Genomic DNA, 26528 nt, shown 5'->3' on the forward strand with positions numbered 1-26528 from the left:
CCGACCTGCAGACCCTCTTGGCGCGCTGGTCGGCCGCCGCCGCGATCCTGCAGCAGGGCAAGCCGGTCGGGACGGTGCAGCCCGGTGTCGACGTGCAGCCTCCCGTCGACACCGGGGAGGCCTACGGGCTGAGCCCGGCCAGCCTCACCGTCACGATCGGGCTGGGCCCGTCACTGTTCGGTGATCGATTCGGACTGGCCGCCCGGCGACCTGCCGTGTTCACCGACCTGCCGCCGCTGAACGGCGACAACCTGGATCCGCGCCTGCACGGCGGCGACCTGTCCGTGCAGGCGTGCGCCGACGATCCCCAGGTCTGCTACCACGCGGTGCGCAACCTGGCCCGCCTCGGCCGCAACATCGTCTCGCCGTTCTGGGCGGTGCTCGGGTTCGGTCGGGCCTCCGCCGGACCCGGCCAGCACACGCCACGAAACCTGTTGGGATTCAAGGACGGAACCCGCAACATCGCCACCGACGCCGAATACGACAAGTTTGTCTGGGTCACCAACAGCGACCAGCCCTGGATGAACGGGGGGACCTACCAAGTCGTCCGCAAGATCCGGATGTTGATGGAGACGTGGGACGTCGACCGGATCGGCAATCAGCAGAGGATCTTCGGGCGCACCAAAGAAGAAGGGGCGCCGCTGAGCGGCAAGCACGAGTTCGATACACCGGACTTCGCCGCCAAGGGCGCCGACGGCAACCCCCTCATCGATCCGATGTCCCACGTCGGCCTTGCCGCCCGGGAAAACAATGACGGCATCATGATCCGCCGGCGGTCGTACAACTACACCGACGGCCTGGACGCCAACGGCCAACTCAACGCCGGTCTGCTGTTCGTCTCGTATCAAAAAGATCCCCAAGATTTTATTCGTCTGCAGAACCGCCTGGGTGCCCACGACCTGCTCAACGAATACATCCGCCACATCGGATCAGCTATCTTCGCGGTGCCGCCGGCGCCCGCTGAAGGCCACTACATCGGGCAAAACCTGTTCAGCTGAGCAAATCTCGTCGGCCGCCGACGGCCCGGCCGGGTCGCCACGTTTCACCCCCGTGACGTTTCGTGTCGGACCGGTAAATCAATCGCACCCGCCGTCACGCATCGGGGCCCGGCGCGCACTAACTCCGTGAACCCGCACAATCAGCGAGAAACGGAGAAGTCACATGACCGACGCGCTCGTCATCGACGCCGAAGGCCTGGACCGGCTGTCGTGTAACGCCAAAAGCAATCCCGAGACGGGCAGGAAGACGCTCAAAGCCAAGACCGTGTGCGAAGCGGGCTTTCGCAACATGACCTACGTCCGGGACCTGGCGCCGATGCTGGTGGGCGAGCCGCCCGCGCTGCTCGGCGACGACTCGGCGCCCAATCCCTCGGAGACCGCGTTGGCCGCGCTGGGTTCGTGCGTCTCGGTGGGCCTGCTGGCCAACGCGACGCACCGCGGGGTGACGCTGACCAAGATCGAGGTCGAGATGCAAGGCGACATCGACATTTCCGCGGTGTGGGGCGTGGGGGACACCCCGGAGGGCAAATACCTGGGGTTCAGCGCCGTCCGCTGCACGGTGAGCCTGGCCGGTGACGCCGACGAAGCCACGCTGAAAGAGATCCACGACAACGCCATCGCCTGGTCGCCGGTGGTGAACACGTTTCGCAACCCGGTCACCGTCGACTCGACTCTGATCACCGGATAAGCACGCGACATGATGACGACCACGGACACAGCGGCCGGCCAGTTGGATGTCGAGCTGCTGGAAGACATTCGGGGGCACGCCGCGGCGTTGGACCGCGGCGAGGGCCACTCCCGTCGCAGCTTCGCCGCGCTGGGGGAGGCGGGCCTGCTGGGCATTGGCGCCCCGGGCAACGTCGACGGCCGGCTTCCGGTGATGGCCGAGGTGATCCGATCGGTTTCCGGGGCCTGCATGAGCACGGGGTTCTCGTTGTGGGCGCATCGCATGACGGTCGAGTATCTGCTCACCGCCGCAACCGAATTCAGCAGTGCGGCGGTCGAGCCGCTCCTAGCGGGAGCGGTGCCGGGCGTCACCGGCATGGCCGCGGCGTTCAAGGAGGCGGCGGGCTGCGGCAGCGTGGAGTTGACCGCCACATCCGTGGCCGGCGGTTACCGGGTCTCCGGTCCGATCAGGTGGGCCAGCAACCTGTATCCCGACTCCACGATGGTGACCGCGGTGCGCACCGATACCGGCGAGAAGCTCATCGTCGCGCTGCCGCTGAACACGCCCGGGGTGAACGTGGGTGAGCATTTCGATCTGCTGGCCATGGGCAGTACCGCCTCGTCGTACCTGAACCTGGACGGCGCGCACGTTCCTGCCGGCCAGGTGCTCTCGCGCGACTTCGAGGGCTTCCTGCAGTCGGTGCGCCCGACATTCCTTGTCCTGCAATCCGCGATGTGCCTGGGCCTGACCCGGACCGCCCTGGACCAGGCTCGCCTGGGACTCGGCGGTGTCAACGCCGTGTTCAGCGACGACGTCGACCGCGTCGCGGACCAGCTGGTTACCGCCGAGGCCACCCTGGCGAAGCTGGCCGCGGCCGTCGGAGGGGCCGAGCCGCCCACCAAGAAGGAGTTGCTGTCGCTGCGCCTCGCCGCCGCCGAATTGTCCAGCGCCAGCGCCGACTTGGAGGTGCGGACCGCCGGCGGCAAAGGCTACGCGAGCCGAACACCGGCAAGCCGGCGCTATCGCGAGGCGGCGTTCATCCCCGTCCAGTCGCCGTCCGAAGGCCAGCTGCGCTGGGAACTGGCCAGATGCGTCTGAGCGCGGGTCGATGGTGACTCCGGTGGCGGTGCCGCCGGAGGGCACCGAGTCCGAATACCTGGTCGGCGGGGTTCCGCTGGCCAGCTTGGTGCGCGACTTTCACCGGCCCATGGTGAATTTCGCTCGCACCATGGTGGATTCGGCAACGGTCGCCGAAGAAGCCGTGCAGGAGGCGTGGGTACAGGTGCTGCAGTCCTCGGACTCGTTTCAGGGGCGTTCGTCGGTGAGCACCTGGTTGTTCGGGATCGTCAAACACACCGCCTCCCGGCACCGGCGCAGGGAATCGCGGATCCGCCACCACGAGGTGCTGGCCGCCGACGGCGAAGGCGACGACCCGCTGTCGGGTCGCATGCATCCCGCCGGTCACCCCGACGCCGGCCACTGGAGCCTCCCGCCGTCGCGCCGCTTTCTCCCCGAAGACCGGACCGTCGAGAGCGAACTGCTCGGCTACGTGCGGTCGGCACTGGATGCGTTGCCCGAACGCCAACGGCAGCTGGTCATCCTGCGCGACATCGTCGGAACATCAGCCGACGAGGCGGCCGCGCTTCTCGAACTGACCGCCGAGGCGCAGCGGGCACTGCTTTACCGCGCCCGGGGAAATCTCAGAGCCGAATTGGAAAAGCGGTATCAGCGATGACCGTTCATGACAACGCAGTCCCCGCCATCGATTGCGTCGACTTCGTCCGCCTCGTCGACGATCTCGTCGACTCCGACCCCCAGCAGTGGGGACCGATCGTGGCCAAACACCTCGACGAATGCCCACCGTGCCTGGTTTATCTGCAACAGATGCTCGACCTCAAGATCCTGCTCAGCCACGTCTTCGACGGCGAGCAGCTCAGCGAGGATCACATTGCCGGTGTCATCAACGCGATCAACACCTTTAGGAAAGGCGAACCCCGATGACGATCAACGCTGAAGCGCCGCAGCTTCGAAGCGATGCTGTGGTTGCGGACAACGTGACCGTGTTGCCCTCTGGCGTCCGGGCCGACGCCGTGCCCGAGGATCCGTTCGAGCCACTGTCGGTGGGCGCCATGGTGGATCGGGTCGCGGCCATGGCAGTGGAAAAAGCCGCGCATCCCTGGGCATTCCTGATGCGCTCGCTGGTGGGCGGTGTGATGGTGGCCTTCGGAGCGCTGCTGGCCCTGGTGGTGAGCACCGGCGTCAAAACACCCGGTGTGGCAAGCCTTTTGATGGGGCTGGCCTTCGGCATGTCCTTCGTCTTGATCCTGGTGTCGGGCATGTCGCTGATCACCGCGGACATGGCCGCGGGCTTTCTCGCCGTGCTCAAGCGCACGCTGAGCCTGCGCGGCTATGTCGCGTTGGTGACCGTCGGACTCATCGGCAACATCGTCGGCGCGCTGGTGTTCGTCACGGTGTGCGCCGCGGCGGGCGGGCCTTACCTCGGCGCGTTCGCCGAACGAGCGGCCACCGTCGGCACGCTGAAGGCGGGCCAGCCCTTTTGGACGGCTCTGCTGCTGGCCGTGGTGTGCACGTGGTTCCTGCAGACCTCGATGTGCATGTTCTTTAAGGCCCGCAGCGACGTCGCACGGATGGCGTTCGCGTTCTACGGGCCGTTCGCGTTCGTCATCGGCGGCACCCAGCACGTGATCGCCAATGTCGGATTCCTGGGTCTTCCCTTGCTGCTCAACCTCTTTCACCCGGTCGCGCCGCGCGGCGCGATCGGCTGGGGCTTCGGCCCGCACGGGCTGCTCACCAACATCGGGATCACCACCGTGGGTAATCTCATCGGCGGCACGGTATTCGTGGCGTTGCCGTTCTGGATCATCGCGCAGCTGCAGCGGCGCAAGGTCTAGCCGGTGACGAGAGACCTCCGGCCCGACGGTTGAGGACTAAAGCCTCACGATTAAGACGCCCCTCCTCGGATAGCGTTTGTGCAGATGGAGGGAGAACGTTATGTCCGTACCCGTCAAAGAACTCGGTATCGTCGTCGCGGTCGACGGCTCGCCGGCCTCAACCGTCGCCGCGGGCTGGGCGGCCCGGGAGGCGGCGATGCGTAACATCCCCTTGACCGTCGTGCACGCCGTGTCGACTCCCACCGCAACCTTCCCGCCGGTTCCGTACCCCGAGTCCCTCGTCACGAGCCTGGAAGACGAAGGCAAGAAGGCGATCATGCACGCGACAAAAGTCGCCGAAGACGCGATGCCGGCCGACCGCGCGGTGCCCATCGGCAGGAAACTGGTCTACGCCGCCCCGGCGCCGGCCCTGCTGAAGATGTCCGATACGGCGGAGATGATCGTCATGGGCAGCTCGGGCCGAGGCTTACTGGCCTGTGGCCTGCTGGGGTCGGTGAGCTCGACCGTGGTGCGGCACGCGAACTGTCCGGTCGCGGTCGTGCGGGACGAAGAACTGCCTGATCCGCGGAATGCCCCCGTCCTGCTGGGCACCGACGGCTCACCGGCTTCCGAACTCGCGACGGAAATCGCGTTCGACGAGGCGTCTCGTCGCGGTGTGGATCTGGTGGCCATTCACGCATGGAGCGACGCCGCGGTGGTCGACGTCTTCGAAATCGATTGGCCGGCCGTCGAAGGCGAAGCGGAACGCACCCTTGCCGAGAGCCTGGCGGGCTGGCAAGAACGCTATCCCGATGTGACGGTTCACCGACTCATCGCTCAAGACCGGGCCGCGCGGCACCTCATTGACAAGTCAGAGACCGCACAGCTTGTGGTCGTCGGCAGCCACGGGCGGGGCAGCCTGAGCGGGCTGCTGTTGGGTTCGGTCAGCAACGCCGTCCTGCACGCGGCCCGGGTGCCCGTCATCGTCGCCCGACCGTCCGCCGCATAAACCGTCGCCTCCGTCGCCCGACAGCGCATCTGGCGGTGCCTAGGTGTTGCGATCCGACGACCGGTCAAGTTGTGGCACAAACCATGTCACGGGCGTCATTTACCGATTCGCCAGACCGGCCACCGTTGCCACGGCGCGGACCGAGAAGGCGACATTCCTTCCCACGGCACCGTCGTCACCGGCCGCGCCGGGAGTGGTCCACCGCACCCGTGCGGTCCCGCTGACATGCAGAGCGGCGCCGGTGTCGAAATCGAGGAACAGCAAGGCGGCTTCGTCGTCGACAGCCAGATTGCCGTAGCTGTTGAACATATTGTTTCCCGGGAAATCCGGCCACCACAGCCGGTTCGGGGAGTCGATTCGGACGAATCCGGGTGGGCCGCCTCGGTGTGACGCATCGCTGCCGCGGGTGGGATGGGTGGTGCCCAGGAAGAACGTGTCGGACCTTGCAATCATTGCTTGATCCGCGGGACCGAGAAGCGTTGCGCGGCGGGGGTGTTTCGAAGGGGTAGCCAGACCGGCCACGTCGATCGCGCGGCGGTGAATGTATTTGGGGCAATTGCCATACGACTGGTCGATGCGCAGGGTCATGCTGGCGTGGTCGGCACCGACAAGTTCGCCGTTTATTCGTAGCCTGCGGCGGGTGGCGAAGTCGATGGCGATCAGCCCGACTTGTTGACCGGCCCGGATCTCGTGCAGGGGATCGCCGTCGCGGGGAGCGGACGACACATGCAAGACACCTGCTTGCCCGCGGAGAAATCCCGGTGGCGCGGCCAGCGGCGAGACCCAGAGGACGCCGTCGTGGTCGCGTCCGGTCAGCGCGGCGAACCCCTGCGACGCCAGGAAGCGTGCGGCGCCGTCAGACAGATCCGACGAGTCAAGCATGCTCTCGAGCCGCCCGGCCTCGGCTTCGACACCCGCTCGGCGCTGCGTCGCGAGTTCGCCCTCGTGGAATCCCGTCGCGGCCATATCCGTCGTAACAACGGCACCGGGGCAAAGCTTCCTGGCGGTACGGGCGCCCTCGGTCAGGCCTTGCGGTCCCGCTCCACGTCTCGCACATGGGGCGCGGACCGGGTTGCGGGTCGCAATGCCGCCAGCAGCGCTCCGGCGCCGAAGATCGCCGCGGTCAGCCACGGAAAGTGTCCGTCGGGGGCGAAGCCCGCGGCGGCGATCAGGGACACGGCGTAGGCCGCCGCCGCGGCGCCGGCCAGCATCACCGGTTCGGTCCAGCGTTCGGTTAGCGGTACCCCGAGCAGCGGTAAGGGAGCCGCGAAAAGCCTTCGGGCCCACCACAACATCATCATTTCGACCGCCGTCACGAGGCACAAGATGACCACCCATTCCAGCCGGGCCAGCCACCAGTGCGCGCTACCCTCGGGCGGCTGCGGCAAGAGTCCGGCCGGGTAGCCGACGATCGCGACGATCACGACCGGGATCATGTGCCACAGGTAAAGCGCCATGATGTTGTTGTTGGCGACGGACAGGACGCGCTCGACACGTATGGCGCGCAGCGCACGGTTCAGCGCGGGCGTCAGTGCCATCGCAAGCCCCGTTTGGGCGCAGCCGAACGCCAACAGCGCCACGGTCGGAGGCGTCGTGTTGTCGATGGTCTGCCCGGGGACACCGATCATGCTGACCGGATAAACCTTGCGCCACACCAGCAACGCCAGGGCCACCGACGAGACGGCCGCCAGCAGAGCGGGTCTGCGGCCGGCCAATGACCCGCCGTGCCAAGCGATCCCGACCTGATACAGGGTGCCCCAGCCCAACAGGTAGTTCACCCAATTCAGGTACGGCACATGGCCGGTGAGCCGGGCGACATCCACCGCCGCGACCGCCAAGACGAGTGCGGCCGGTACCAGCAGGCCCCAACGACGTTGTGCGGCAATGGCAATCGGCGTCAGCGACACGACAACCAGGTACACAGCCAGGAACCACAGGTGCATGGCCACCGCCCAGCCGGCGTACTCGAGCACCGAGCCCGCCACGCCGCAGAAACCCAGGGCAACGACCACCACCGACACCAGCGCCATGTACACCGCGGTCGGTCCGAGGACTCGCGCCAGCCGGTGCTGTATCCAGGTCCGCCGCGAAAGTCCCTCAGCGTCGTGGCGGTGCGTCCAGGACACGGCGCCGGCATAACCGGCAACCAGGAAGAATGCCGGGACGGCCTGGAAGGGCCAGGTCAGCCACTGGGTCCAGGGCAGGTCGACGAGCGGGTTCTGCCGGCCGAACTGGCCATCGTGATAGGTGACCGACCCGGCCAGCCAGTGTCCCAGCACGATGAGCACCACGCCGGACACGCGGTAGTAGTCGACCGCCAGATTGCGCGGCGGCCGCGTCGTGTTTGCGTGGCCCATCAGATCGGGGGAAGCTCGACGCGGTACACAGCGCCACGGTACCGTCCGGCCCCCAGCGGGGTCTGGCGCAGCCGCAGAACAGGAGACATCCCATGAAACAGGCTCAACTCGGCGGGTTGCAGGTCGGTCGCCTCGGCCTGGGTGCGATGGGCATGTCGGTGGCCTACGCGGTCGGCGGATTCGACGATGCGGAATCGGTCCGCACCGTGCATCGCGCCATCGACCTTGGTGTGACGCTGATCGACACGGCCGAGGTCTACGGCCCGTACGTCAACGAGGAACTGCTAGCCCGCGCGCTGCGGGGACGGCGCGATCAGGTGGTGCTGGCAACCAAATTCGGTCTGATCTCGCACACCGGTCGCGAGGGCCTGGACAGCAGCCCCGCCAACATCCGTATCGCCGTGGACGGTTCGCTGCGACGGTTGGCGACCGATCGCATCGACCTGTACTACCAGCACCGCCTCGACCGCCAGACGCCGATCGAAGAGACCGTCGGCGCGCTGGCCGAGCTGGTCGCCGCCGGGAAGGTCCGCCACATCGGCCTGTCGGAAGTCGGGGTGGATAACATTCGTCGCGCGCACGCGGTGCACCCGATCACGGCGGTGCAGTCGGAGTACTCGCTGTGGACCCGCGATCAAGAGGACGAGATCTTGCCGGTGCTGCGCGAATTGGGCATCGGGTTCGTCGCCTACTCGCCCCTGGGCCGTGGCTTTCTCACCGGCGCAATCCGTTCCACGCACGAGCTGCCCGAGACCGACTACCGCAAGACCAACCCGCGGTTCTTCGACGAAAACTTTCAGCACAACCTGCGCTGCGCCGACGAGGTGCGCGATATCAGCGCGGACGTCGGCGCCACGCCGGCTCAGGTCGCCTTAGCATGGTTGTTGGCGAAAGGCCCTGATATCGTGCCCATTCCGGGCACCAAGCGGGTTACGCGTCTGGAAGAGAATGTCGGCGCCGACGCGATCGAGCTCACCGCCGATCAACTGGCCAGGCTCGATCGGCTCACCCCGCCCGCAGGGGGCCATCACGCCGAGGCGCAAATGGCGTGGATCGATCGCTAGCGGCGCCCCGTAGCCGCCGCCCGGTGCGCGTCGCGTTAGTCGACGCTGGCCAATGCCGCTGGGCCGTAGGTTTTTTCGATCAGTGACCACGGGTCGGCGTAGGGGCCGCGTCCCTCCAGCCGGCGCTGCACAATCAAAACGGCCCGCAGCACCGGGCGTAGCACCGGGCCAAGCAGTCGCAGCACGATCCGCAGGTGGCCCTGCGATTCGGCCAGCCACGCCAGTGTCTGGTTCCAGTCGTGCTCTTGAAAGTCCAGCAGCGCTTGCGCTTCGGTGGTGTCGTACCAGCCGGTGAAGCTCCAGCCGCGGTCGTCGGCCGGGTCGCCCGGCAGGCCGGCCGAGGGGCCGAGCGGTCCCAGGCCGGCCGCGCGCATCAGGTCGTCCTGGAGGCCGTGCTGGAGCAGCACATACGTTTCGTTGCCGCCGATGAGCAGGGCCTTGCCGGAGATGGAGTCCTTGCGGTCGACGCCGTTGGCGAATGCCAGCGCCACGTCACGCGCATCCACCGCATGAATCCGGTTGTCGCTGGGCATCGAACGCATCAGGGTGAGGTAGTCGCCGTTGATACCGGCCTGCGTGTCCGGCGAGATGACGCCGGCAAGTCGGTAGAGCGCATACGGCAGGCCGCTGCCACGGATCGCCGCCTCGGCAAGGACTTTGTCCTGCCCGTATTGGTCGACGGGGTTCACCGGCGTGTCCGGCGTGATCCGCTCCGGCTGACGGTAGGGGTTGCGAGATCCATACACCGCGGCGCTGGACGCCATGAGGAACAGCGGCGGGCGTGGGAGCGCGGCGCAGGCGTTCAACAGGTTCTCGGTGCCACCGACATTGACGCGGCGGGCCAATCCGGGATTGCGGTAGGACGGCGGGGACACGATAGCGGCCAGGTGAACGACGGCGCCGGGCTCATGAGTCGCGAGGAGAGCGTTGACGGCCTCGGCATCCAGCAGGTCGGTGTACGCGGGTATCAACGTCCCCGGGTGCGCGCCGGCCGCGAGTTCTTTTTCGACGGCGACCGTGTTGTCGTTGCGCAGATCCATCGCGACCACGGTTCGGCCGCGATCGAGCAGGATTTGCGTGCAACGCTTACCGACTTGCCCGAAGGCGCCGGTGACCAAAACGGTGTCGACGGTCATGGGCGCGTCACCGATCCATCAGCCGTTCGGCGAGCTTGCCGATCGCCGTGCGGAGTCGAGGGGAGACGTAGATCGAGAAGAACGGCGTCACGATGTCCTCGCGGAGTCGAGTTAGCTTGGAGCTCTTGATAAGCCACTGGCCGGCGATGATCTCATAGGTTTCGTGGTAGTGGCCGTAGCCGACCAAGGTTACCCCGGGCCCGAATCGGACGACGTCCTGCAGCGCCCAGATTCCACGTGCGGTCGTGGCCGAGGTGAGCTCGATTTCGGGGGTGTGCACCTGGTGAGCCGTGGGCTGTGTCGGGCGGCCGAGGGCCCGGCGGGTGAACGCCACGAACTCGTCGGCGCCCGCGATCAGCTTGCCACCGGCTTCGGAGGTGTCGCTGACGAAGTCGTCGGCGAAAATCGTCCGCCACGCCGCCCAGTCCTTGGTGTCCAGGTAGCGGCAGTAGCGCGCTTTGAGCTGCTTGATGGACTCGATCGCCGGCAGCGTCTCGGCGATCAGGCCCTGCGCGCGCTCTGTCATAGCCGCTCGATCCCTTCCACAAGTGCCGACGCGTGACGTTTCACTGCCGAAGTGTAAGCCCGTCAGCCTTGAAGTAGACGATCTGATGGGTGGTCGCCAGCAGCCCGCCGTCGGCGGTCCACACGTGCGCGCTCTGGTCGAAATATCCGCGTGAAAAACGGTTGGCGTGAGCGGTGGCCAGCAGGAAGTCGCCCTTGACGGCGTCGAGTTGGGGCTGATCGGCGTGGAAATACGTCGTCAACGAGATGGTCCCGGACGGGACGAAGCCGCCGCGGCGCAGGAACACCCGCGGGTAGAAGATGTCGCACAGCGCGGCGAGCGCCGGGTAGTCGACCGGGCGTCCCGCGCCGTCGCGCACCCACAGGGTCGAGGTCGACGAGGGGCTGGCGTCCCCGCCTTTGCCGGGCATCGCGCCTTCGACGTAGCGCATGTCGTAGAGGCCGGTCCATCGGACGAGGCCCGGATCGACGGCGGGTAACTGTTCGGGTGGCGGCACGCTCGGCGGGCGGCTCTCGGTGTCGGCCCAACTCTCTCGCCGGATCGCGAAGATCGCGGTCGCGGTCGTCTTGACCACGCCGTCCTGGCTCAGCTCGACGATCCAGTGCTGATTGGTGCGGTTGGTGCGCGGGGCCCGCAGCGCGAGGTCGAAGTCGCCGTCGGCGATGGGAGCGGCGTAGTTGACGGTCAGGGCCAGCGGTTCCCCGATGCGGTCGGGGTGTGTTTCGACCGCGCGCAGCATGGCGGCGGCCGTGATCCCGCCGAACGGCCCGACCATGTTGGCCCACTCCGGGTGCGTGCGGCCGCGCCGGAGGTCGGCCCCGATCCGGTCGAGCTGGAGGGCTTCGTCGAAGGGGTGCGTGTCGGTCATAGTGATCGACCGCAGATTACTTGCGCACAAAGCTGGTGCTGGATACGGGGTCGTGCCGGGTGGGCCGGGCGAGCACCATCCGTTGAGGTACGGTCCGGCAAGCGACAACCTCATCGAAAGGGGCCACGGTGGCGAACCCGAAGGACGGCGCCGCAGCCGCATCTCCCGCCGAGCTGATCGACGCCAGGATCAAGGATTTGGGGGATTGGCGCGGCGAAATGCTCGCTCGCATCAGGAAACTGATCAAAAAAGCCGACCCGCAAGTGGTCGAGGAGTGGAAGTGGCGGGGCGTTCCGGTCTGGTATCACGACGGGATGATCTGCACCGGCGAGACGTACAAGAACGTCGTCAAGATGACCTTCGCCAAGGGCGCGTCGCTGCCGGATCCCGCGGGTCTGTTCAATTCCAGCCTCGACGGCAACACCAGACGCGCCATCGATTTCCACGAGGGCGACGAGCTCGACGAGAAGGCGTTGACGGCGCTCATTCGCGCCGCGGTGAAGCTGAACGGTTCGTAGGACGCCGACCTATACAGCCGTGTGACGGTTGCTGTACAGTCGCCCAGCACAAGGTCGACGCTCGAATGAGAGGCCATCCGGTGACGTCCGAATCGGTCGAGGAATTCCGGAGCCGGGCCAGGGCCTGGCTGGCCGCGAACATGCCCCGACTCGATCCGGCCAAGGCCGCACAGCTGGAGCGAGATGAGCTGCCATCGTGGCGCCGGGCCCGAGAACTGCAAAAGCTGCTGTGGGACGGCGGATTCGCCGGGATCTGTTTCCCGCGCGAGTATGGCGGGCTCGGGCTGAGCTACGAGTACAAGAAGGCGTTCGACGCCGAATCCCAGGCCTACGAGACTCCGCTGCTGCTCAACGTGCCGTCCTTCGCCATCTGCTGCGCAACGATTCTCGATATGGGCAGCGAAGAGCAGAAGCGTCAGCACATTTCGGCCGCCCTGCGCGGTGACGAGGTGCTGGTGCAGCTGCTGTCCGAGCCGAGCGGGGGATCCGACCTGGCGGGCGTCATCACCCGCGCCGAGCGCCGCAACGACCGGTGGATCATCAACGGCGCCAAGACCTGGAGCACTTGGGCCTTCGCCGCCGACTACGGCCTGTGCCTGGCACGGACCAACTGGGAGGTTCCCAAACACGACGGACTGACGATGTTCCTGGTGCCGCTGCAGCATCCCGGAGTCACCATCAACCGCATCCGGCAGGTCAACGGCTCCATCGAATTCTGCGAGGAGTTCTTCGACGACGTCGACGTGGGCGACGACGCTGTGGTCGGAGAACCGGGCAAAGGGTGGGACGTCGCGTCGCGCCAGCTGTACCACGAGCGGCGCACGATGGGTGATGGCTCGGAGTACACCAGTGGGCCGGGAATCGCCGAGGCCCACGACGTCTCCGTCGACCTGGTCTCCCTGCTCGAAAAGACGGACCAGGCCGGCAATCAACGACTTCATGAGATGATCGGCCGGGCCCTGGTGCACCGGGCCGTGCACGGCCAACTCAGCGAGCACGTCTTTCACGCCGTCGCCGGCGGATCCCTGCCGCCGGCCGCGGGATCGATCATCCGGCTCTACATGGCCGAGGTGCATGACGTCGAGACCGATACCGCCTTGGCCGTCGCCGGCCCGGCGGCCGTGGTCGACGACGCCGGGCTGCTCGATATCGGGACGCGCTATCTGGGCCGTCAGACCGCCAGCATCGGCGGCGGTACCACCGAGATGGCGCGCAACGTGATCGGCGAGCGGGTGCTGAACTTCCCGCGCGAGCGCGCCGACGACCGCGGTGTGCCGTTCAATCAGGTGCGGCGCGGCAAAAGCTAGGGAGGAGAACGGAATTGAGCGGCCAACTTCGTGACATCCGGGAGTTGATGGGTGATTCCGACGCCTACCGCGAGGAACTGTACCGGCGTTGGACGGGCCTGCTGAGCTACCGCTACATCGGTCGCAAACACTCGGCGATGAATTTGGGCGAGACCGATGACACCGTCGCCATTCGCCGCGACATGCGCAACGACGCCGGCGGAATCATGGTGGCGCCGTTGGCCATATCCTCCCCGGAGGGCTGCCAGACCGACATGGTCGCGGTTCCCAATCCGGTGATTGCGTCGGTACAGATCGTCGACCCCGGATACGACGTCACCAGGATCGAGATCGTCGGCTCGGGCATCGTGCACCAGGGCCGCACCATGGGTTACGGCCGCTGCACGATCGTCGACGCCGACAACCCCAGCCGGGTCATCGCCTTCAACGAGGGGCAGGGAGCGATCATCGGCATCCCGCCGGAAGGCCTGGACCGGATGGATGTTTCGGGCACCGAGCTGGTGGTCGAGGACTCACCCGATCTACCGCCGCTGTGGCAGGCCTTCGGCGCCAGCCGGCGGCACGACGGCCACTGGATACTGCCCGAGCTCAGTACCGAACTCGCGTCGCCGGACGCCGCGCTGCACATCGGGCCCCAGCACGTCGTTCTCGAGACCGCGGCGATCGACCTCGCCGCGGAGGTGGCGGGAACGACAAAGCTGCAGGTGGTCAGCTGGCACGTGATGTTCATGTCCCGCGGCAAGGTGGGGCCCTTCCGGGTCGAGGGCACGGCACACCCCGGTGGATCCGGACGCGTTGGCGTGCGCATGCTGCTGCACGATGAGGGCAACGCCGACAAGGCGGTCACCTCCGCCGCGGCGGTTTTCGACATCGTCGGCTGAGCCGGGTTCGGCGCCCCTGGCCCCAGAGCTGGTTGCGAACGCCCGGGCGGATGGCGATAACCTTCCCGGAGACGCGAAGGAGCGTGTTGATCATGCAGGTTTCTATGTTCGGCCAACTGAGCGGATCGGGCGACCAATCGCCGATCGACGCGACGATCGCGAACCTCGCGATGCTGCGCGACGAGGGCTTCAAACGCGTGTGGATGAGCCAATTGCCTTATGAGCCAGACCTTCTCACCGTCGTGGCTATCGCGTTGCACGAGGTCGACACGATCGAGGTGGCCAGCGGTGTGGTGCCGATTCAGAATCAGCATCCGATGCTCATGGCGCAGCGCGCCCTCACGCTGAGCTTGGCCTCGGGTGGCCGGTTCACGCTCGGGCTCGGCATGACCCATCAGGCGGTCACCGAGGGGATGTGGGGCATCCCGTGGGACAAGCCGGTGCGCAGGCTGAACGAATACCTCGACGGCCTGTTGCCCCTGCTGGCCGGTGAACCCGCCGCCGCGGCCGGAGAAACGGTGACCACCCGCGGCGCGCTGATGATCTCGGGCGCACCCCGGCCCGACGTGTACATCGCGGCGCTGGGCCCGCAGCTGCTCAAGATCGCCGGGCGGCGCACGGCGGGCACCTGCACCTGGATGACGGGGCCCAGGACGTTGGCCGAGCATGTCGGCCCGACGCTGCGGCAGGCGGCCGCGGATGGGGGGCGCGAGGGGGAGGCGCGGGTCGCGGCGTCGCTACCCGTCAGCGTCACCGACGATGTCGACGCCGCCCGCAAGCAGGCGGCCGAACAGTTCGCCATCTACGGCCAGCTGCCGTCCTACCGCGCGATGCTCGACCGCGAGGGCTACGCGGGGCCGGAGGATGCCGCCATCATCGGCGACGAGGATACGGTCCGCGGCCGGCTCGACGAACTGCGTGCCGCGGGTGTCGACGAGTACGTCGCCGCGGCATTCGATCCGTCGCCGGAGGGCCGGGCACGCACGCGGGCGCTGCTGCGGGGGTACGACTCCTGACCCGACGGGCTCATCCGGCCTAGTTGTGGTGTGTCCGCGCCGTTTTGGCTATGGCCATACATAGCCTCCGGTACGTATGGTGCTTAGGCGAACCCACACGAGGAGGAGAAACGCAGTGGCAGAACGGTTGGCGGGAAAGGTCGCCCTGATCAGCGGCGGGGCCCGGGGGATGGGCGCATCGCACGTGCGGTCGCTGGTCGCCGAGGGAGCCAAGGTCGTCTTCGGGGACATCCTCGACGACGAGGGCAAGGCGGTCGCGTCCGAGGTCGGTGACTCCGCCCGCTACCTGCACCTCGACGTGACCAAGCCCGATGATTGGGATGCGGCGGTGGCCACCGCGCTGAGCGAGTTCGGCCGCCTCGATGTGCTGGTCAACAACGCCGGCATCATCAACATCGGCACCCTGGAGGATTACGCGCTCTCGGAGTGGCAGCGGATCCTCGACATCAATCTGACGGGCGTGTTCCTCGGCATCCGCGCCGTCGTGAAACCCATGAAGGAAGCGGGCCGCGGATCGATCATCAACATCTCCTCGATCGAAGGCATGGCCGGCACCATCGCCTGCCACGGTTACACCGCAACCAAATTCGCCGTGCGGGGCTTGACCAAGTCGGCGGCACTCGAGTTGGGTCCGAGCGGAATCCGGGTCAACTCAATCCACCCCGGACTCATCAAGACCCCGATGACCGATTGGGTTCCCGACGACATCTTCCAGACCGCGCTGGGCCGGGCGGCCCAGCCCGTCGAGGTCTCCAACCTCGTTGTCTATTTGGCCAGCGACGAGTCCAGCTACTCCACGGGCTCGGAGTTCGTCGTGGACGGCGGGACCACCGCCGGCCTGGGCCACAAGGACTTCTCCAACGTCGAGACCGACGCTCAGCCGGATTGGGTCACCTAGCGGCGGTAACCAATTCGGCGTCCTTGGCCGGCTTGGGCCAGGGCGATGGAACCGGGCGCTGGCGCACCCGTTGCGGCCACCAGAACCACTTGCCCAGCAGCGCGGCGATGGACGGTGTCATCAACGACCGCACGATCAAGGTGTCGAAGAGCAGACCCAGTCCGATCGTGGTGCCGACCTGGCCGATGACCGTCAGCTCGCTGACCGCCATGGTCATCATCGTGAAGGCGAACACCAGCCCCGCCGACGTCACCACCGAACCGGTGCCGCCCATCGACCGGATGATGCCGGTGTTCAGGCCGGCGTGAATCTCTTCCTTGAACCTCGCGACCAGCAGCAGGTTGTAGTCGGCGCCCACGGCCAGCAGGATGATTACCGACATCGCCAGCACCATCCAGTGCAGCTCGATGCCGACGAGGTGCTGCCAGATGAGCACTGAAAGCCCGAAGGACGCGCCGAGCGAGAGCAAAACGGTTCCCACGATGACCGCCGACGCCACCACCCCCCGTGTGATGAGCAACATGATGATGAAGATCAGGCACAGCGAAGCGATCCCGGCGATCAACAGGTCGTAGGTATTGCCGTCGCTGAGATCCTTATAGATCGACGCGGTGCCCGCGAGGTAGATCTTGGAGCCCTCCAGCGGAGTGCCCTTCAGTGCTTCGTAGGCTGCCTTCTTGATCGCCCCGATGTGCGAAATGCCTTCCGGCGACATCGGATCGCCGTCATGGCTGATGATGAACCGCACGGCGTGCCCGTCGGGGGAGATGAAGTTCTTCATGCCCTTCTTGAACTCTTTGTTATTGAAGGTCTCCGGGGGCAGGTAGAACGAGTCGTCGTTCTTCGAGGCGTCGAACGCCTTGCCCATGGCACTGGAGTTCTTCTGCGCCTCTTTCTGCTGGTCCTGTAGCCCCTTCTGGGTCGAATACATAGTCAGCATCGTCGTTTTCATCGCCTTCATGTTCTCGAGCATGGAAGGCATCAGCGCCACCATCTGAGGCATCAGGGTGTCGAGATGATCCATGATCGGCAGCAGGCTCTGGATGTCGTCGGTCATCGTGTCGATGCCGTCCAGGCCGTCGAAGACCGAGCGAAGCGACCAGCAGACGGGGATGTCATAGCAGTGCTTTTCCCAGTAGAGGTAGCTGCGGATCGGGCGGAAGAAGTCCTCGAAATCGGCCATGTGGTCGCGCAATTCATTGATGTCGATGGTCATGTCATGCATCTTTTTCACCATCACATGCATGTCGTTGGCCATCTGCGCGGTGATGCTCGACATCTTCTCCATGCTGTCAATGGTCGTCTGCATCATGTCGGCCTGGTGCAGCATGTCGGCCATCTGATCTTCTTGATACTTCTGGTTCATCTGCTGGCTGACGCCCTGCATGCTGATCTGGAAAGGAATCGATGTGTGCTCGATCGGCGTGCCCTGCGGACGGGTGATCGCCTGCACGCGCCCGATCCCCGGGACCCGGAAGATGGTCTTGGCGATCTTGTCGATCACCAGGAAATCCGCCGAGTTGCGCAGGTCGTGGTCACTTTCGATCATCAGCACCTCGGGATTCATCCGCGCCTGCGAGAAGTGCCGGTCCGCGGCCGCATAGCCCTCGTTGGCTGGCAGGTCCGTCGGTAAGTATTTGCGGTCGTTGTAGTTGGTGCGGTAGCCCGGCAGGGTCAGCAAGCCCACCAGCGCGACCCCGATCGTCAGCACCAGGATCGGACCGGGCCAGCGGACGACCAGCGCGCCGATCTTGCGCCACCCGCGAATCCGTTGCGTGCGTTTGGGTTCGAGGGTCTTGCCGAAACGCGTGGCCACGGCGATGACGGCCGCACCGAGCGTCAGGGCCGCTGCGACCACGACCACCATGCCGATGGCTAGCGGAATGCCCAGCGTCTGGAAATACGGCAGGTTGGTGAAGTGCAGGCAGAATGTAGCGCCGGCGATGGTCAAGCCAGACCCGAGCACCACGTGGGCGGTGCCCTTATACATGGTGTAATACGCCTCTTCGCGGGTCTCGCCGATGGCGCGGGCTTCCTGATAGCGGCCTATCAAGAAGATCGCGTAGTCGGTGGCGGCCGCGATCCCCAAGGTGACCAACAAGTTCGTGGCGAACGTGGAGAGCCCGATGAGCTTGAAATGGCCCAGGAACGCGACCATTCCGCGCGCGGCCGACAGCTCGAGCACCACCATCACCAGCGTGAGCAAAACGGTGACGACCGATCGATAGACCAACAGCAACATGCCGATGATCACGGTGAACGTGGCGGCCGTGATCAGCTGCATGCTGCGGTCGCCGGCCTCGTGCTGGTCCGCTGACAGTGCTGCGGGTCCCGTCACGTAGGCCTTCACCCCTTTGGGTGGGGGCACGCTCTTGACGATGTTTTGGACGGATTCCACCGACTCGTTGGCCAAGGCCTCGCCTTGGTTACCGGCGAGGTAGACCTGGACGTAGGCGGCCTTGCCGTCGTTGCTCTGCGCGCCCGCTCCGGTCAGTGGATCGCTCCACATATCCTGGACGTGTTCAACGTGTTTCGTGTCGGCGTCGAGCTTCTTGACGATCAAGTCGTAATAGGCGTGCGCATCCGCCCCCAAGGGATTCTGGCCCTCGAGGACGATCATGACCGAGCTGTTTGACTTGTACTCGTTGAACACCGCGCCCATGCGCTTGGTCGCGACCACCGACTGCGCGTCGTCGGGGGCCATCGACACCGAGCGCATCTTGCCGACCTCCTCCAGCTGGGGGACGGAGACGTTGAGCACCGCGATGATCGCGATCCAGCCCAAGATGATCGGCACGGCGAGCGTCCGGATGAGCCGGGGGATCTTGTCTCGCACGGGTTCGTCGACGACGGGAATGGTGTCGGTACGGGCGTCGTTTAGCGTTGTGCTCATGCGGATTTCACCATGCAAAAGGTCAGGGCGTGCACGCCGTGGGTAAGGTTCTCGTCCTTGACTTCGTCATCGATGGTGATGCGGCAACCGAGGGAGTTGCCGTCGCTTTGCGCTGACAGGTTCGGAAAGACCGAGGGCGCGGTGGTGCTCAAGACCAGCGTCCATGGCAGCGGCGCGCCGTCGACGCGCCTGGGGTCGGCGGACAGGTCCAAGTAGTTCACGTTGGCCTGGCTGGCCGAGCCGAATACCTCGTACTTGACTACCTTGGGTTTGAACGGCTTCGAGTCATCGAGTCGCGGGCTGGTCATGATGCCCGTGTCGTGCGCGCCGAAGAACGACTTGACCCGAACGACGGCAAACCCGCCGACCAGCACGACCGCCACGATCAACAGCGGCAACCAGGCGTTGCGCACAAGTCTCGATATCTGCACCTAGGTGACCCTTCCCCGGCACGCGGTGGTGACGTGGATCAGCGTTTGCGCGACCGGAGGTCGTGGGCAGATGAGTGCCCACAAGTCGCATTGCTCAACAACGAATTACGTCGATTGCTACGGTTCGCGCGCGCTGGAGCGTCAAACGCGGTGAATGCTGCCCACCCACACCGGTTGACGTCCCCGGCGTCGATACCCGGCTCGCCTTGTTGCTGAAGCCTCCCCGCGTACCGCCACCAGCGCATAGTACATGATGTGCATATCTTGCAGTGCATGCAACATTTGCTACTGGTGTTTCAAATCACTCCGTGAAGATGCTGTTCACCAGCGCGGCGGCCCGCTCAACATAGGGCATCGGCGTGTCGGCGGTTTCATTTGCCTCGCCGCTGGCCCACTTTTCGATACCGGACCGTACCGCGGTCAGCGCCAGCGCCGAAATCAGCGCAGCCATCTCGTCGTCGGGTCGCATCGCCTGGCGACGCACGATGATGTCGGTCAACTGGTTTTGAAAACGCTCCAGGTCGGCGAGGAACGCCGCCAGCACGGCGGGGGAGGTCTTGGCGAGTTCGAGCATGTGGGCCGCGTGCTCGCGCCGCGGGGGCACGTCGCGCAGGTGGTGGGCGGCCAAGGTGATCAGCTCCGCCAGCACGACCGAGTAGGGGGCGGGGCCGGCGGCGACGAAATCTGCCACCAACTCCGGCGGTATGTCCGAGGGGCCATAGGCGAGGGCGGATTCTTTGTTGGGGAAGTAGTTGAAAAAGGTGCGGGTGGCGATTCCGGCTTCGGCGCAGATCTCGTCGACGGTGACCTTGTCGAACCCGCGTTCCAACGTGAGGCGCACCGCGGCGTCGCGGATGTCGGCGCTCGTCTGGCGACGACGGCGCTCTCGCAGCCCTACGGGATTGGCCATACTCATATAGTTGCACCTTGTGCACACTTTGCAGTCAAAAGGTGTCACGTCGGGGGCGGGTGGACCGGTGCTTGGGTGCCCGCAGCAAAGGTCGACTTATCAACCCTGCGGCCCGGGCCGAGACGTCACCCGGCAGGTAAAACCCTGACCTGCAACATGATTCGATGAGGTGTTGCGGACGATGCGCCAAGCGATGGCGCTCATCCGCTCGGCGTAAGCGCGCCCCGCAAATAATCGCATTGACTGTCGAAGAACCTCGTCGAGATGGGTGCCTTCTCGGCGAGTTGATCGAACGCATGAAACGCGCCCGGAACGATCTCCTCCTGCACCCGCACTCCCGCCTCGCGCAGGCGCCGCGCGTATTCCAGGCTCTCCTGATAGAAGAGGTCCAGCGTGCCCACACCGATCCAGGCGGGCGGCAGCCCGGACAGATCCTTGCGACGAGCCGGTGCGGCCTCTTCGGGATCGGCCCCGTTGAGGTACCACTTCCAGGCCAGTTGATTGTCGGATTCGGTCCACATGATGCGCCGGGCGCCGTCGCGTTTGGCGCCGGTGCGATCGTCGAGCATCGGGTAGACCAGCATCTGGAAGGCGACTCGGACATCATTGCGGTCGTGCGCCCGCTGAGCCACCGCGGCCGCAAAATGCCCACCGGCGCTGGCCCCTCCGATGGCGACGTGATCCGCGTCCACCCATGGCTGACGGGCCAGCCACAGCAGCGCCGCATAGCAATCTTCGACCGGGATCGGGTAGGGATGTTCCGGGGCCAGCCGGTGCTCCACCGCCGCGATCGCGAATCCGGTGCGCTGCGAGAGCTTACGCAGGTATTTATCGTCCTGGGCCGCGTGACCCATGATGGTGCCGCCGCCGTGGATCCACAGCAGCGCGGCCGCACGGTCGGGAAGGCCGGCCGGACGATGCAGACGAACGCTCACGTGCTGGTTGACCGCGGCGACGGGCACGGCGCGCAGGCGTCCCGCATTGCCCATCAGGTTCATGACGGCGCGCTGAACCTTCAGGCCGCGGTGCAGGGCGTAGCCGCGGGGCACGAACCGCGCCACCTTGCGAAGGCCGGGGTCCAGGACGTGAGGGGAGGTGAAGTCGTTGTCCGGGAGCCTGTTTGCCATCCAAAGCCCTCTGTTCCCTTGCGCCGGCAGACATCGCTGACCATACAGGAACGCGTGCGGTGTCCAGCAGCCGTTAATGCGAACCGTCTTGGTCATCGGTGAGCGCGCGCACCGCGCGGTCGAACATGGTCTGCTTTATCGCCCCCAGCGTGCCGGGGTCCTTGCCCTGCAGCGGTCGCAGCACGTCGAGGGCCGCGTCGGTGACCGCGCCGTCGGCGCAGCTGGCGTCGACGATGCCGAATTCCTCCGCATCGGGGCCACTGAAGCGTCGGCCGGTGGTCATCGAGGCGACCGCGGCGCGAGGAGTGAGTTTGGCCTGGATGAGCGCGGCCATGCCGGGGTTGAACGGGATGCGGATGTCGACCTCGGGAAAACAGAAGTATCCGCGGTCGGCGCGCATCACGCGAAAGTCATGCGCGATGGCCAGCATTGCGCCGGCGCCGAACGCGTGACCCACCACGGCGGCTGCGGTCGGCAGGGGCAGGGTGAGCATGCGTGCCAGCAGCCGGTGCACCCGGCCGATGTACCACTGTCCCTGGTCGGCGTGGGCGCTCAGCCAGTCCAGGTCCAGGCCGTTGGAGTAGAACTTTGCACCGGCCGTGGTGACCAGTGCCTGGGCGCCGTCTGCGACGGCCTGGTCGAGCGCTTGATCGATCTCGTCCAGAAATGTTGGCGAGAAACGGTTTTCGTCCTCGCCGAGGCGAACGAGGGCGATTTTGTCGGCGTAGTCCAATGTCACGGGCATGTGTGTCTCCTTGAGTTGCGTTGATATCTCGGAAGTTCGGTCATGCGCGCCGGTGTCGCGGCGGAGAAGGCCCCACCGCGAGCACCGCGCGCACGGCTGCGTGTAGGTGCGCGCGGGTCGTGGTGCTCCCAAGCCGGTCGCGGCGCAACAGCAGCGCGGTGGGCAGATCGACGACGCAACTGGTTATCGTGTCCACCGCCGCCGCGTCCTTGCGGTCCCACACCGCGACGGCAAGGCGCACCAGCAACGCCACGAGCAGCTTGTCGAGCTGCCGCAGCTCACCGGCAACATCGTCGGGAACATCGTCGGCGAGCACATCCTCGCGGCGCACCCGCAACACGAGCGTCGACGAGCCGGGGTACTGCTCGGCGAACACCACCGCCGCTTCGGCGGCGGCCACCACGGCATCGATGGGGCCACCGGGGCCGTCACCGGCCATCGCTTGGTCGACGAGCGACGTCTGCACCGCCAAGAAGCGCCGACCCCCCCGCAGCCAAGCGTGGCCCATCAATCCGCCCCGAGACGTAAACGTGTGGTACACAGCGCCATTGGACACACCCACCGCGTCACTGATGGCTCGGATGGTCACCGCGGTCGGGCCTGACCGCGCCACCAGCTCTTCGACGGCGTCGAGCACCCCGTCGGGATCATGGATGCGGGGGCGTGGCATTCGCCCACAATAACAGAGCGAGTGCTCTGTTACTCGCGCCGGGGCGCTCCCGGCCCCGGGTGCAGGCTACGTATCGGGCCGGGCCGGTTTGTCGGGCGCGGATCGGGTATCCACTGGCGTGGCCTCAACCATGACGAAGATCATCAGCGTTCTGGACCCCCGGACCGGCGACACCGCCACGCAGGTCCCCGTCACCGGGCCGGCCGAGTGCGATGAGGCAATTCGGCGCGCCGCCGACGCCGCCGACTCCTGGGCCCGCACTTCGCCCGCCGAACGGGCGGGGGCGATCGCGGCGGCGGCGGCCGATGTTCGCGACGCCGCTGATGAGCTGGCCGAACTCACCGAGCGGGAGACGGGAAAGTCGCGCGCCGACGCGCGTGGGGGCGTAGACGCCGGAGTCGACACCCTGTTGCAATACGCGCAGCTCGGGCCGTTGCACCGCGGGCGCAGTCTGCAGGGTGGATGGACGGCCACTGATCTCATGGTTCCGCAGCCTCGCGGAGTGGTGGCCGTGTTGACCCCATGGAACGATCCGATCGCAGTGGCCGCCGGCCTTCTCGGCGCGGCCCTGGTCACGGGAAACACGGTGGTGCACAAGCCAAGTGAGCGTTGCCCCCAGACAGGTAGGCGCTTCGCCGAGCTTCTGGCCGCGCGGCTACCCGAAGGCGTCTTGCAGATAGTCAATGGCGACGGCGCGGTCGGCGCCCACCTGGCCGCCGCCGAGCTGGTCGACGTGGTCGCGCACATCGGCGGCAGTGTGACTGGGCGAGAGATTGCACGGGCATGTGCGCAACGCGGCGCCAAGGCGCTGCTGGAGAACGGCGGCAACGATGCGTTGATCGTCGACGCGGACGTGGATCCGGTGTGGGCGGCCAGCCAGGCCGCACTTGGCGCCTTCGCCAACGCGGGACAGATCTGCGTGTCCGTCGAGCGGATTTACGTCGTGCAACCCATCGCCGACGCGTTCGTCAACGCGTTGATCGACGAGGCCACCTCCTGGGCCGAGCGGATCGGGCCCTTGGTCGACGAACGTCACCGCGACCACGTCCATGCCCACGTCGAAGACGCTAGGCAACGCGGCGCACATGTGGTGGTCGGCGGTGAACCGGATCTCGAGCCGGGCTCGTTCTATCCGCCGACCGTGCTGACCGGCTGCACATCCGACATGGCGGTCATGCGCGAGGAGACGTTTGGTCCGATTGCGCCGGTGCGCGTCGTGACCGATTTCGGTGCCGCGTTGGCTGAAGCGGCCGATGATCGGTACGGACTGGCCGCCACCGTACTGACCGCCGACATGGCCCATGCGCAGGAGGCGTGGCGCGCCCTTCCGGTGGGCACCGTCAAGATCAACGCCGTGTTCGGCGGTGCCCCGGGCGGGGCCTCGGAACCGCGGCGCGCCAGCGGAACTGGATTCGGTTTCGGGCCTGAACTTCTCGACGAGATGACCGCCGTGAAGGTGGTGCATTGGTCGGCGCCGGGCAGCTGACCCGGCTCGTACGCGAAAGACGATCGCGCCGATTAGCGGCTCCCGAAATAATTCATTCGGACCTCACATCCGTCGGCTGTGCAACGTCTACTCAGTGACCGGTGAGTCGATACCTGGCCGAAGTGAGGACAGCATCCGGAGGCAAGCCATGAGTTTTCACGATCTTCATCGCCACGGCACACCTTTTGTGCTGCCGAACGCCTGGGACGTTCCGTCGGCATTGGCCTACCTGGCGGACGGCTTCACCGCTATCGGAACCACCAGTTTTGGGTTGTCTTCCACTCGCGGTCACGCCGACGGGGGGCGCGCCACCCGCGAGGCCAACGTCGCTCTGGCCGCCGAGCTGGCGTCGCTGGGCTGTTACGTCAGCGTCGACGTCGAAGACGGCTACAGCGATGACCCGGATGCCGTTGCCGACTATGTCGCCCGACTGCCGGTCGACGGACTCAACATCGAAGACAGCACCGAGGGACGGCTGATCGACCCCGCCCTCGCGGCCGCAAAAGTGGCGGCCATCAAACGCCGCAGCCCCGCGGTGTTCGTCAATGCCCGCGTCGACACGTACTGGCTAGGCCAACAGGCCGACACGGCAACCACCATCGAGCGGGCGCTTCTCTACGTCGAGGCCGGCGCCGACGGCATTTTCGTGCCGCTGGCCAACGACCGCGCCGAGCTTGCCGAAATCGTTCGTAATATCCCGCGTCCCATCAACACACTGCCGGTTCCCGCAATGACGCTCGGCGAGCTCGGCGAGCTCGGGGTGGCGCGTGTGTCCACCGGTTCGATGCCCTACAGTGCGGCGCTGTTTGCCGCCGCCACGGCGGCCCGAGCCGTCCGTGACGGAGGCGCCTTGCCGCCGTCCACGCCCTACGCCGAGCTGCAGTCACGGCTGGTCGACTACGAGCGGCGTTCGGCGACAAGGTGATTGGTTCGCAATCTGAGAAGGTTGAGCGGATGCCGATACGGCACGCGGTGATCGACAGCGCGCTCGGTGAGCTGACACTCGTCGCCAGCGGCGACGCTCTGGCGGGCGTGTATTTCCGGCATCACTGGCATCCGCCCACCGCCGACACACTGGGTCTACGGGTGGAGACGGCGGCTGATGAACTTCTAGCCAGCGCGGCCGACCAGCTGGGCGAATACCTGGTTGGCGAGCGCACGCAGTTCGATCTTCCGCTGGCGGTGGTGGGTGATGTCCGGCGGCAACGCGTGTGGGATCTGCTGTCGGGCGTCGCCTACGGGCAGACGAAAACCTACGGTGAGCTGGCCGCGGAGCTAGGTGATGGCACCACCGCGTACGAAGTCGGCCAGGTGGTCGGGCGCAACCCGCTCAGCATCGTGGTGCCGTGCCATCGGATCGTCGGGAAGGACGGATCCCTCACCGGCTATGCGGGCGGGCTGAAGCGCAAGCGGTTCCTGCTGGAGCTCGAAGAGCCGGAACCCGTGGTCGCCGGCAGGCTTTTCTAGCGCGATCGATAGATTGCGCTGCGCGACACCACAACCGGACGCAGACGGTGAATGTTGCGGCGGTTAGCATCGACTGTCCGGACTCGATGTGGAGGGTGAGACCTTTGGCTGCGATACCCGTCATCGCGCTCACTGGTCACCTCGGAGCGGGCAAGACGACGCTGCTCAACCACCTGCTGCGCCACCGAGGCACGCGAATCGGAGTGGTGGTCAACGACTTCGGCGATATCAACATCGACGCCGGTCTGGTGGCCGGTCAGGTCGACGAGCCGGCCTCGATCGCCGGAGGCTGTATCTGCTGCTTACCCGACGACGGCGGGCTCGATGAGGCACTGATCAAGCTCGCCGACCCCGCCCGGCGCCTCGATGCCATTGTCATCGAAGCCAGCGGCCTGGCCGACCCGGTGGCGATCGCGCGGCTCATCGGCTTCAGCGGGATACGCGGGGTCCGGCCGGGTGGGCTTGTCGACGTCGTCGATGCCGTGAATCACTTCGACACCGTCGACCGCGGCGCCCTGCCGCCGGTGCGCTACGGCGCGGCGTCGCTCATCGTGGTGAACAAGCTCGACCAGGTTCCGGAAGATGAGCGGTCGACGGTGCTGCACCGCGTCACACAGCGGGCGGCACAACGCAATCCGCGCGTACCCGTCGTCGGCACCACGG

Annotated in this window: 28 protein-coding genes; 17 read left to right on the forward strand and 11 right to left on the reverse strand. The window is 66.3% G+C overall.

Annotated elements, in window-relative coordinates:
- From A5646_RS16935 to A5646_RS16965, 7 genes are all read left to right on the forward strand, one after another.
- Positions 1–998, forward strand: a 998-nt coding sequence (locus A5646_RS16935; RefSeq protein WP_066862869.1) for a Dyp-type peroxidase, incomplete at its 5' end; no start/stop codon positions are given.
- A gap of 163 nt (positions 999–1161) precedes the next feature.
- The gene (locus A5646_RS16940; RefSeq protein ID WP_066862873.1) at positions 1162–1686 is read left to right on the forward strand and encodes an OsmC family protein; all 525 of its coding nucleotides are present in this window, start codon (positions 1162–1164) and stop codon (positions 1684–1686) included.
- A gap of 9 nt (positions 1687–1695) precedes the next feature.
- Positions 1696–2763 carry an acyl-CoA dehydrogenase family protein gene (locus A5646_RS16945; protein WP_066862876.1) on the forward strand — a complete coding sequence of 356 codons (1068 nt, stop codon included), beginning with the start codon at positions 1696–1698 and terminating at the stop codon, positions 2761–2763.
- A 10-nt stretch (positions 2764–2773) separates the two neighbouring features.
- Positions 2774–3400, forward strand: a complete 627-nt coding sequence (locus tag A5646_RS16950; RefSeq protein WP_066862879.1) for an RNA polymerase sigma factor — start codon at positions 2774–2776, stop codon at positions 3398–3400.
- The gene (locus A5646_RS16955; RefSeq protein WP_066862882.1) at positions 3397–3666 is read left to right on the forward strand and encodes a hypothetical protein; all 270 of its coding nucleotides are present in this window, start codon (positions 3397–3399) and stop codon (positions 3664–3666) included. The genes A5646_RS16950 and A5646_RS16955 overlap by 4 nt, the downstream gene beginning before the upstream one ends.
- The gene (locus A5646_RS16960) at positions 3663–4577 is read left to right on the forward strand and encodes a formate/nitrite transporter family protein (protein WP_066862885.1); all 915 of its coding nucleotides are present in this window, start codon (positions 3663–3665) and stop codon (positions 4575–4577) included. Before A5646_RS16955 ends, A5646_RS16960 begins: the two co-directional genes overlap by 4 nt.
- 100 nt (positions 4578–4677) lie before the next feature.
- Positions 4678–5565, forward strand: a complete 888-nt coding sequence (locus A5646_RS16965) for a universal stress protein (RefSeq protein ID WP_067022841.1) — start codon at positions 4678–4680, stop codon at positions 5563–5565.
- 99 nt (positions 5566–5664) lie between these two features.
- Here the strand turns inward: A5646_RS16965 and A5646_RS16970 are convergent, their stop codons facing one another.
- Both A5646_RS16970 and A5646_RS16975 read right to left on the reverse strand, forming a co-directional pair.
- A complete protein-coding gene (locus A5646_RS16970; protein WP_067022844.1) occupies positions 5665–6531 on the reverse strand; it encodes a pyridoxamine 5'-phosphate oxidase family protein in 867 nt (288 codons plus the stop codon).
- Positions 6532–6587: 56 nt separating this feature from the next.
- Complete coding sequence (locus tag A5646_RS16975) at positions 6588–7922, reverse strand: acyltransferase (protein WP_067022847.1); 1335 nt, start codon at positions 7920–7922, stop codon at positions 6588–6590.
- Positions 7923–8014: 92 nt separating this feature from the next.
- Between A5646_RS16975 and A5646_RS16980 the strand changes: the two genes are divergently transcribed.
- Entirely contained in the window at positions 8015–8986 is a 972-nt protein-coding gene (locus tag A5646_RS16980; RefSeq protein WP_066862894.1) for an aldo/keto reductase, read from the forward strand.
- Between the two features lie 35 nt (positions 8987–9021).
- Here A5646_RS16980 and A5646_RS16985 read toward each other — a convergent pair whose 3' ends face one another.
- From A5646_RS16985 to A5646_RS16995, 3 genes are read right to left on the reverse strand one after another with little or no spacing between them, the layout of a single operon-like run.
- Entirely contained in the window at positions 9022–10122 is a 1101-nt protein-coding gene (locus A5646_RS16985; RefSeq protein WP_067022850.1) for an NAD(P)-dependent oxidoreductase, read from the reverse strand.
- 7 nt (positions 10123–10129) lie between these two features.
- The gene (locus A5646_RS16990; RefSeq protein ID WP_067022853.1) at positions 10130–10648 is read right to left on the reverse strand and encodes a nuclear transport factor 2 family protein; all 519 of its coding nucleotides are present in this window, start codon (positions 10646–10648) and stop codon (positions 10130–10132) included.
- Positions 10649–10688: 40 nt separating this feature from the next.
- Complete coding sequence (locus tag A5646_RS16995) at positions 10689–11516, reverse strand: acyl-CoA thioesterase II (protein ID WP_067022856.1); 828 nt, start codon at positions 11514–11516, stop codon at positions 10689–10691.
- Between the two features lie 128 nt (positions 11517–11644).
- On the opposite strand from A5646_RS16995, the gene A5646_RS17000 reads away from it, so the two are divergent.
- From A5646_RS17000 to A5646_RS17020, 5 genes are all read left to right on the forward strand, one after another.
- Positions 11645–12034, forward strand: coding sequence for a DUF1801 domain-containing protein (locus tag A5646_RS17000; protein WP_066862906.1), 390 nt, complete (start codon positions 11645–11647; stop codon positions 12032–12034).
- Between the two features lie 80 nt (positions 12035–12114).
- Positions 12115–13341 carry an acyl-CoA dehydrogenase family protein gene (locus A5646_RS17005; RefSeq protein WP_067022859.1) on the forward strand — a complete coding sequence of 409 codons (1227 nt, stop codon included), beginning with the start codon at positions 12115–12117 and terminating at the stop codon, positions 13339–13341.
- A 14-nt stretch (positions 13342–13355) separates the two neighbouring features.
- Entirely contained in the window at positions 13356–14222 is an 867-nt protein-coding gene (locus A5646_RS17010) for a hypothetical protein (RefSeq protein ID WP_067022861.1), read from the forward strand.
- 92 nt (positions 14223–14314) lie between these two features.
- Positions 14315–15238 carry a TIGR03564 family F420-dependent LLM class oxidoreductase gene (locus A5646_RS17015; RefSeq protein ID WP_067022864.1) on the forward strand — a complete coding sequence of 308 codons (924 nt, stop codon included), beginning with the start codon at positions 14315–14317 and terminating at the stop codon, positions 15236–15238.
- Between the two features lie 115 nt (positions 15239–15353).
- Positions 15354–16136, forward strand: a complete 783-nt coding sequence (locus A5646_RS17020; protein ID WP_067022865.1) for an SDR family oxidoreductase — start codon at positions 15354–15356, stop codon at positions 16134–16136.
- Here the strand turns inward: A5646_RS17020 and A5646_RS17025 are convergent.
- The 6 genes from A5646_RS17025 to A5646_RS17050 form a co-directional block, all read right to left on the reverse strand.
- Positions 16129–19029 (reverse strand): RND family transporter, encoded by a 2901-nt coding sequence (locus A5646_RS17025; protein ID WP_067022868.1) that lies wholly within the window; start codon positions 19027–19029, stop codon positions 16129–16131. The two genes, A5646_RS17020 and A5646_RS17025, sit on opposite strands and share 8 nt — an antisense overlap.
- Positions 19026–19460 carry an MmpS family transport accessory protein gene (locus tag A5646_RS17030; RefSeq protein ID WP_276310495.1) on the reverse strand — a complete coding sequence of 145 codons (435 nt, stop codon included), beginning with the start codon at positions 19458–19460 and terminating at the stop codon, positions 19026–19028. Before A5646_RS17030 ends, A5646_RS17025 begins: the two co-directional genes overlap by 4 nt.
- 301 nt (positions 19461–19761) lie before the next feature.
- The gene (locus A5646_RS17035) at positions 19762–20370 is read right to left on the reverse strand and encodes a TetR family transcriptional regulator (protein WP_066881838.1); all 609 of its coding nucleotides are present in this window, start codon (positions 20368–20370) and stop codon (positions 19762–19764) included.
- A gap of 200 nt (positions 20371–20570) precedes the next feature.
- Positions 20571–21497, reverse strand: a complete 927-nt coding sequence (locus tag A5646_RS17040) for an alpha/beta hydrolase (RefSeq protein ID WP_067022871.1) — start codon at positions 21495–21497, stop codon at positions 20571–20573.
- 73 nt (positions 21498–21570) lie between these two features.
- Positions 21571–22242, reverse strand: a complete 672-nt coding sequence (locus tag A5646_RS17045; protein ID WP_067022874.1) for an enoyl-CoA hydratase/isomerase family protein — start codon at positions 22240–22242, stop codon at positions 21571–21573.
- Positions 22243–22282: 40 nt separating this feature from the next.
- Positions 22283–22912: a TetR/AcrR family transcriptional regulator gene (locus tag A5646_RS17050; RefSeq protein ID WP_067022877.1), complete on the reverse strand. Its 630-nt coding sequence runs from the start codon at positions 22910–22912 to the stop codon at positions 22283–22285.
- Positions 22913–23042: 130 nt separating this feature from the next.
- On the opposite strand from A5646_RS17050, the gene A5646_RS17055 reads away from it, so the two are divergent.
- The 4 genes from A5646_RS17055 to A5646_RS17070 form a co-directional block, all read left to right on the forward strand.
- Positions 23043–24398: an aldehyde dehydrogenase gene (locus A5646_RS17055; RefSeq protein ID WP_156765632.1), complete on the forward strand. Its 1356-nt coding sequence runs from the start codon at positions 23043–23045 to the stop codon at positions 24396–24398.
- 148 nt (positions 24399–24546) lie between these two features.
- Positions 24547–25323, forward strand: coding sequence for an isocitrate lyase/phosphoenolpyruvate mutase family protein (locus A5646_RS17060; RefSeq protein WP_067022881.1), 777 nt, complete (start codon positions 24547–24549; stop codon positions 25321–25323).
- Between the two features lie 47 nt (positions 25324–25370).
- Positions 25371–25865: a methylated-DNA--[protein]-cysteine S-methyltransferase gene (locus A5646_RS17065; protein ID WP_231998348.1), complete on the forward strand. Its 495-nt coding sequence runs from the start codon at positions 25371–25373 to the stop codon at positions 25863–25865.
- 104 nt (positions 25866–25969) lie between these two features.
- Positions 25970–26528: GTP-binding protein (locus A5646_RS17070; protein ID WP_304441922.1), on the forward strand; the 559-nt coding region annotated here is incomplete at its 3' end.

The sequence above is a fragment of the Mycobacterium sp. 1245499.0 genome (genome assembly GCF_001673615.1).
In the GTDB taxonomy this organism is placed as follows: Bacteria; Actinomycetota; Actinomycetes; order Mycobacteriales; family Mycobacteriaceae; genus Mycobacterium; species Mycobacterium europaeum_A.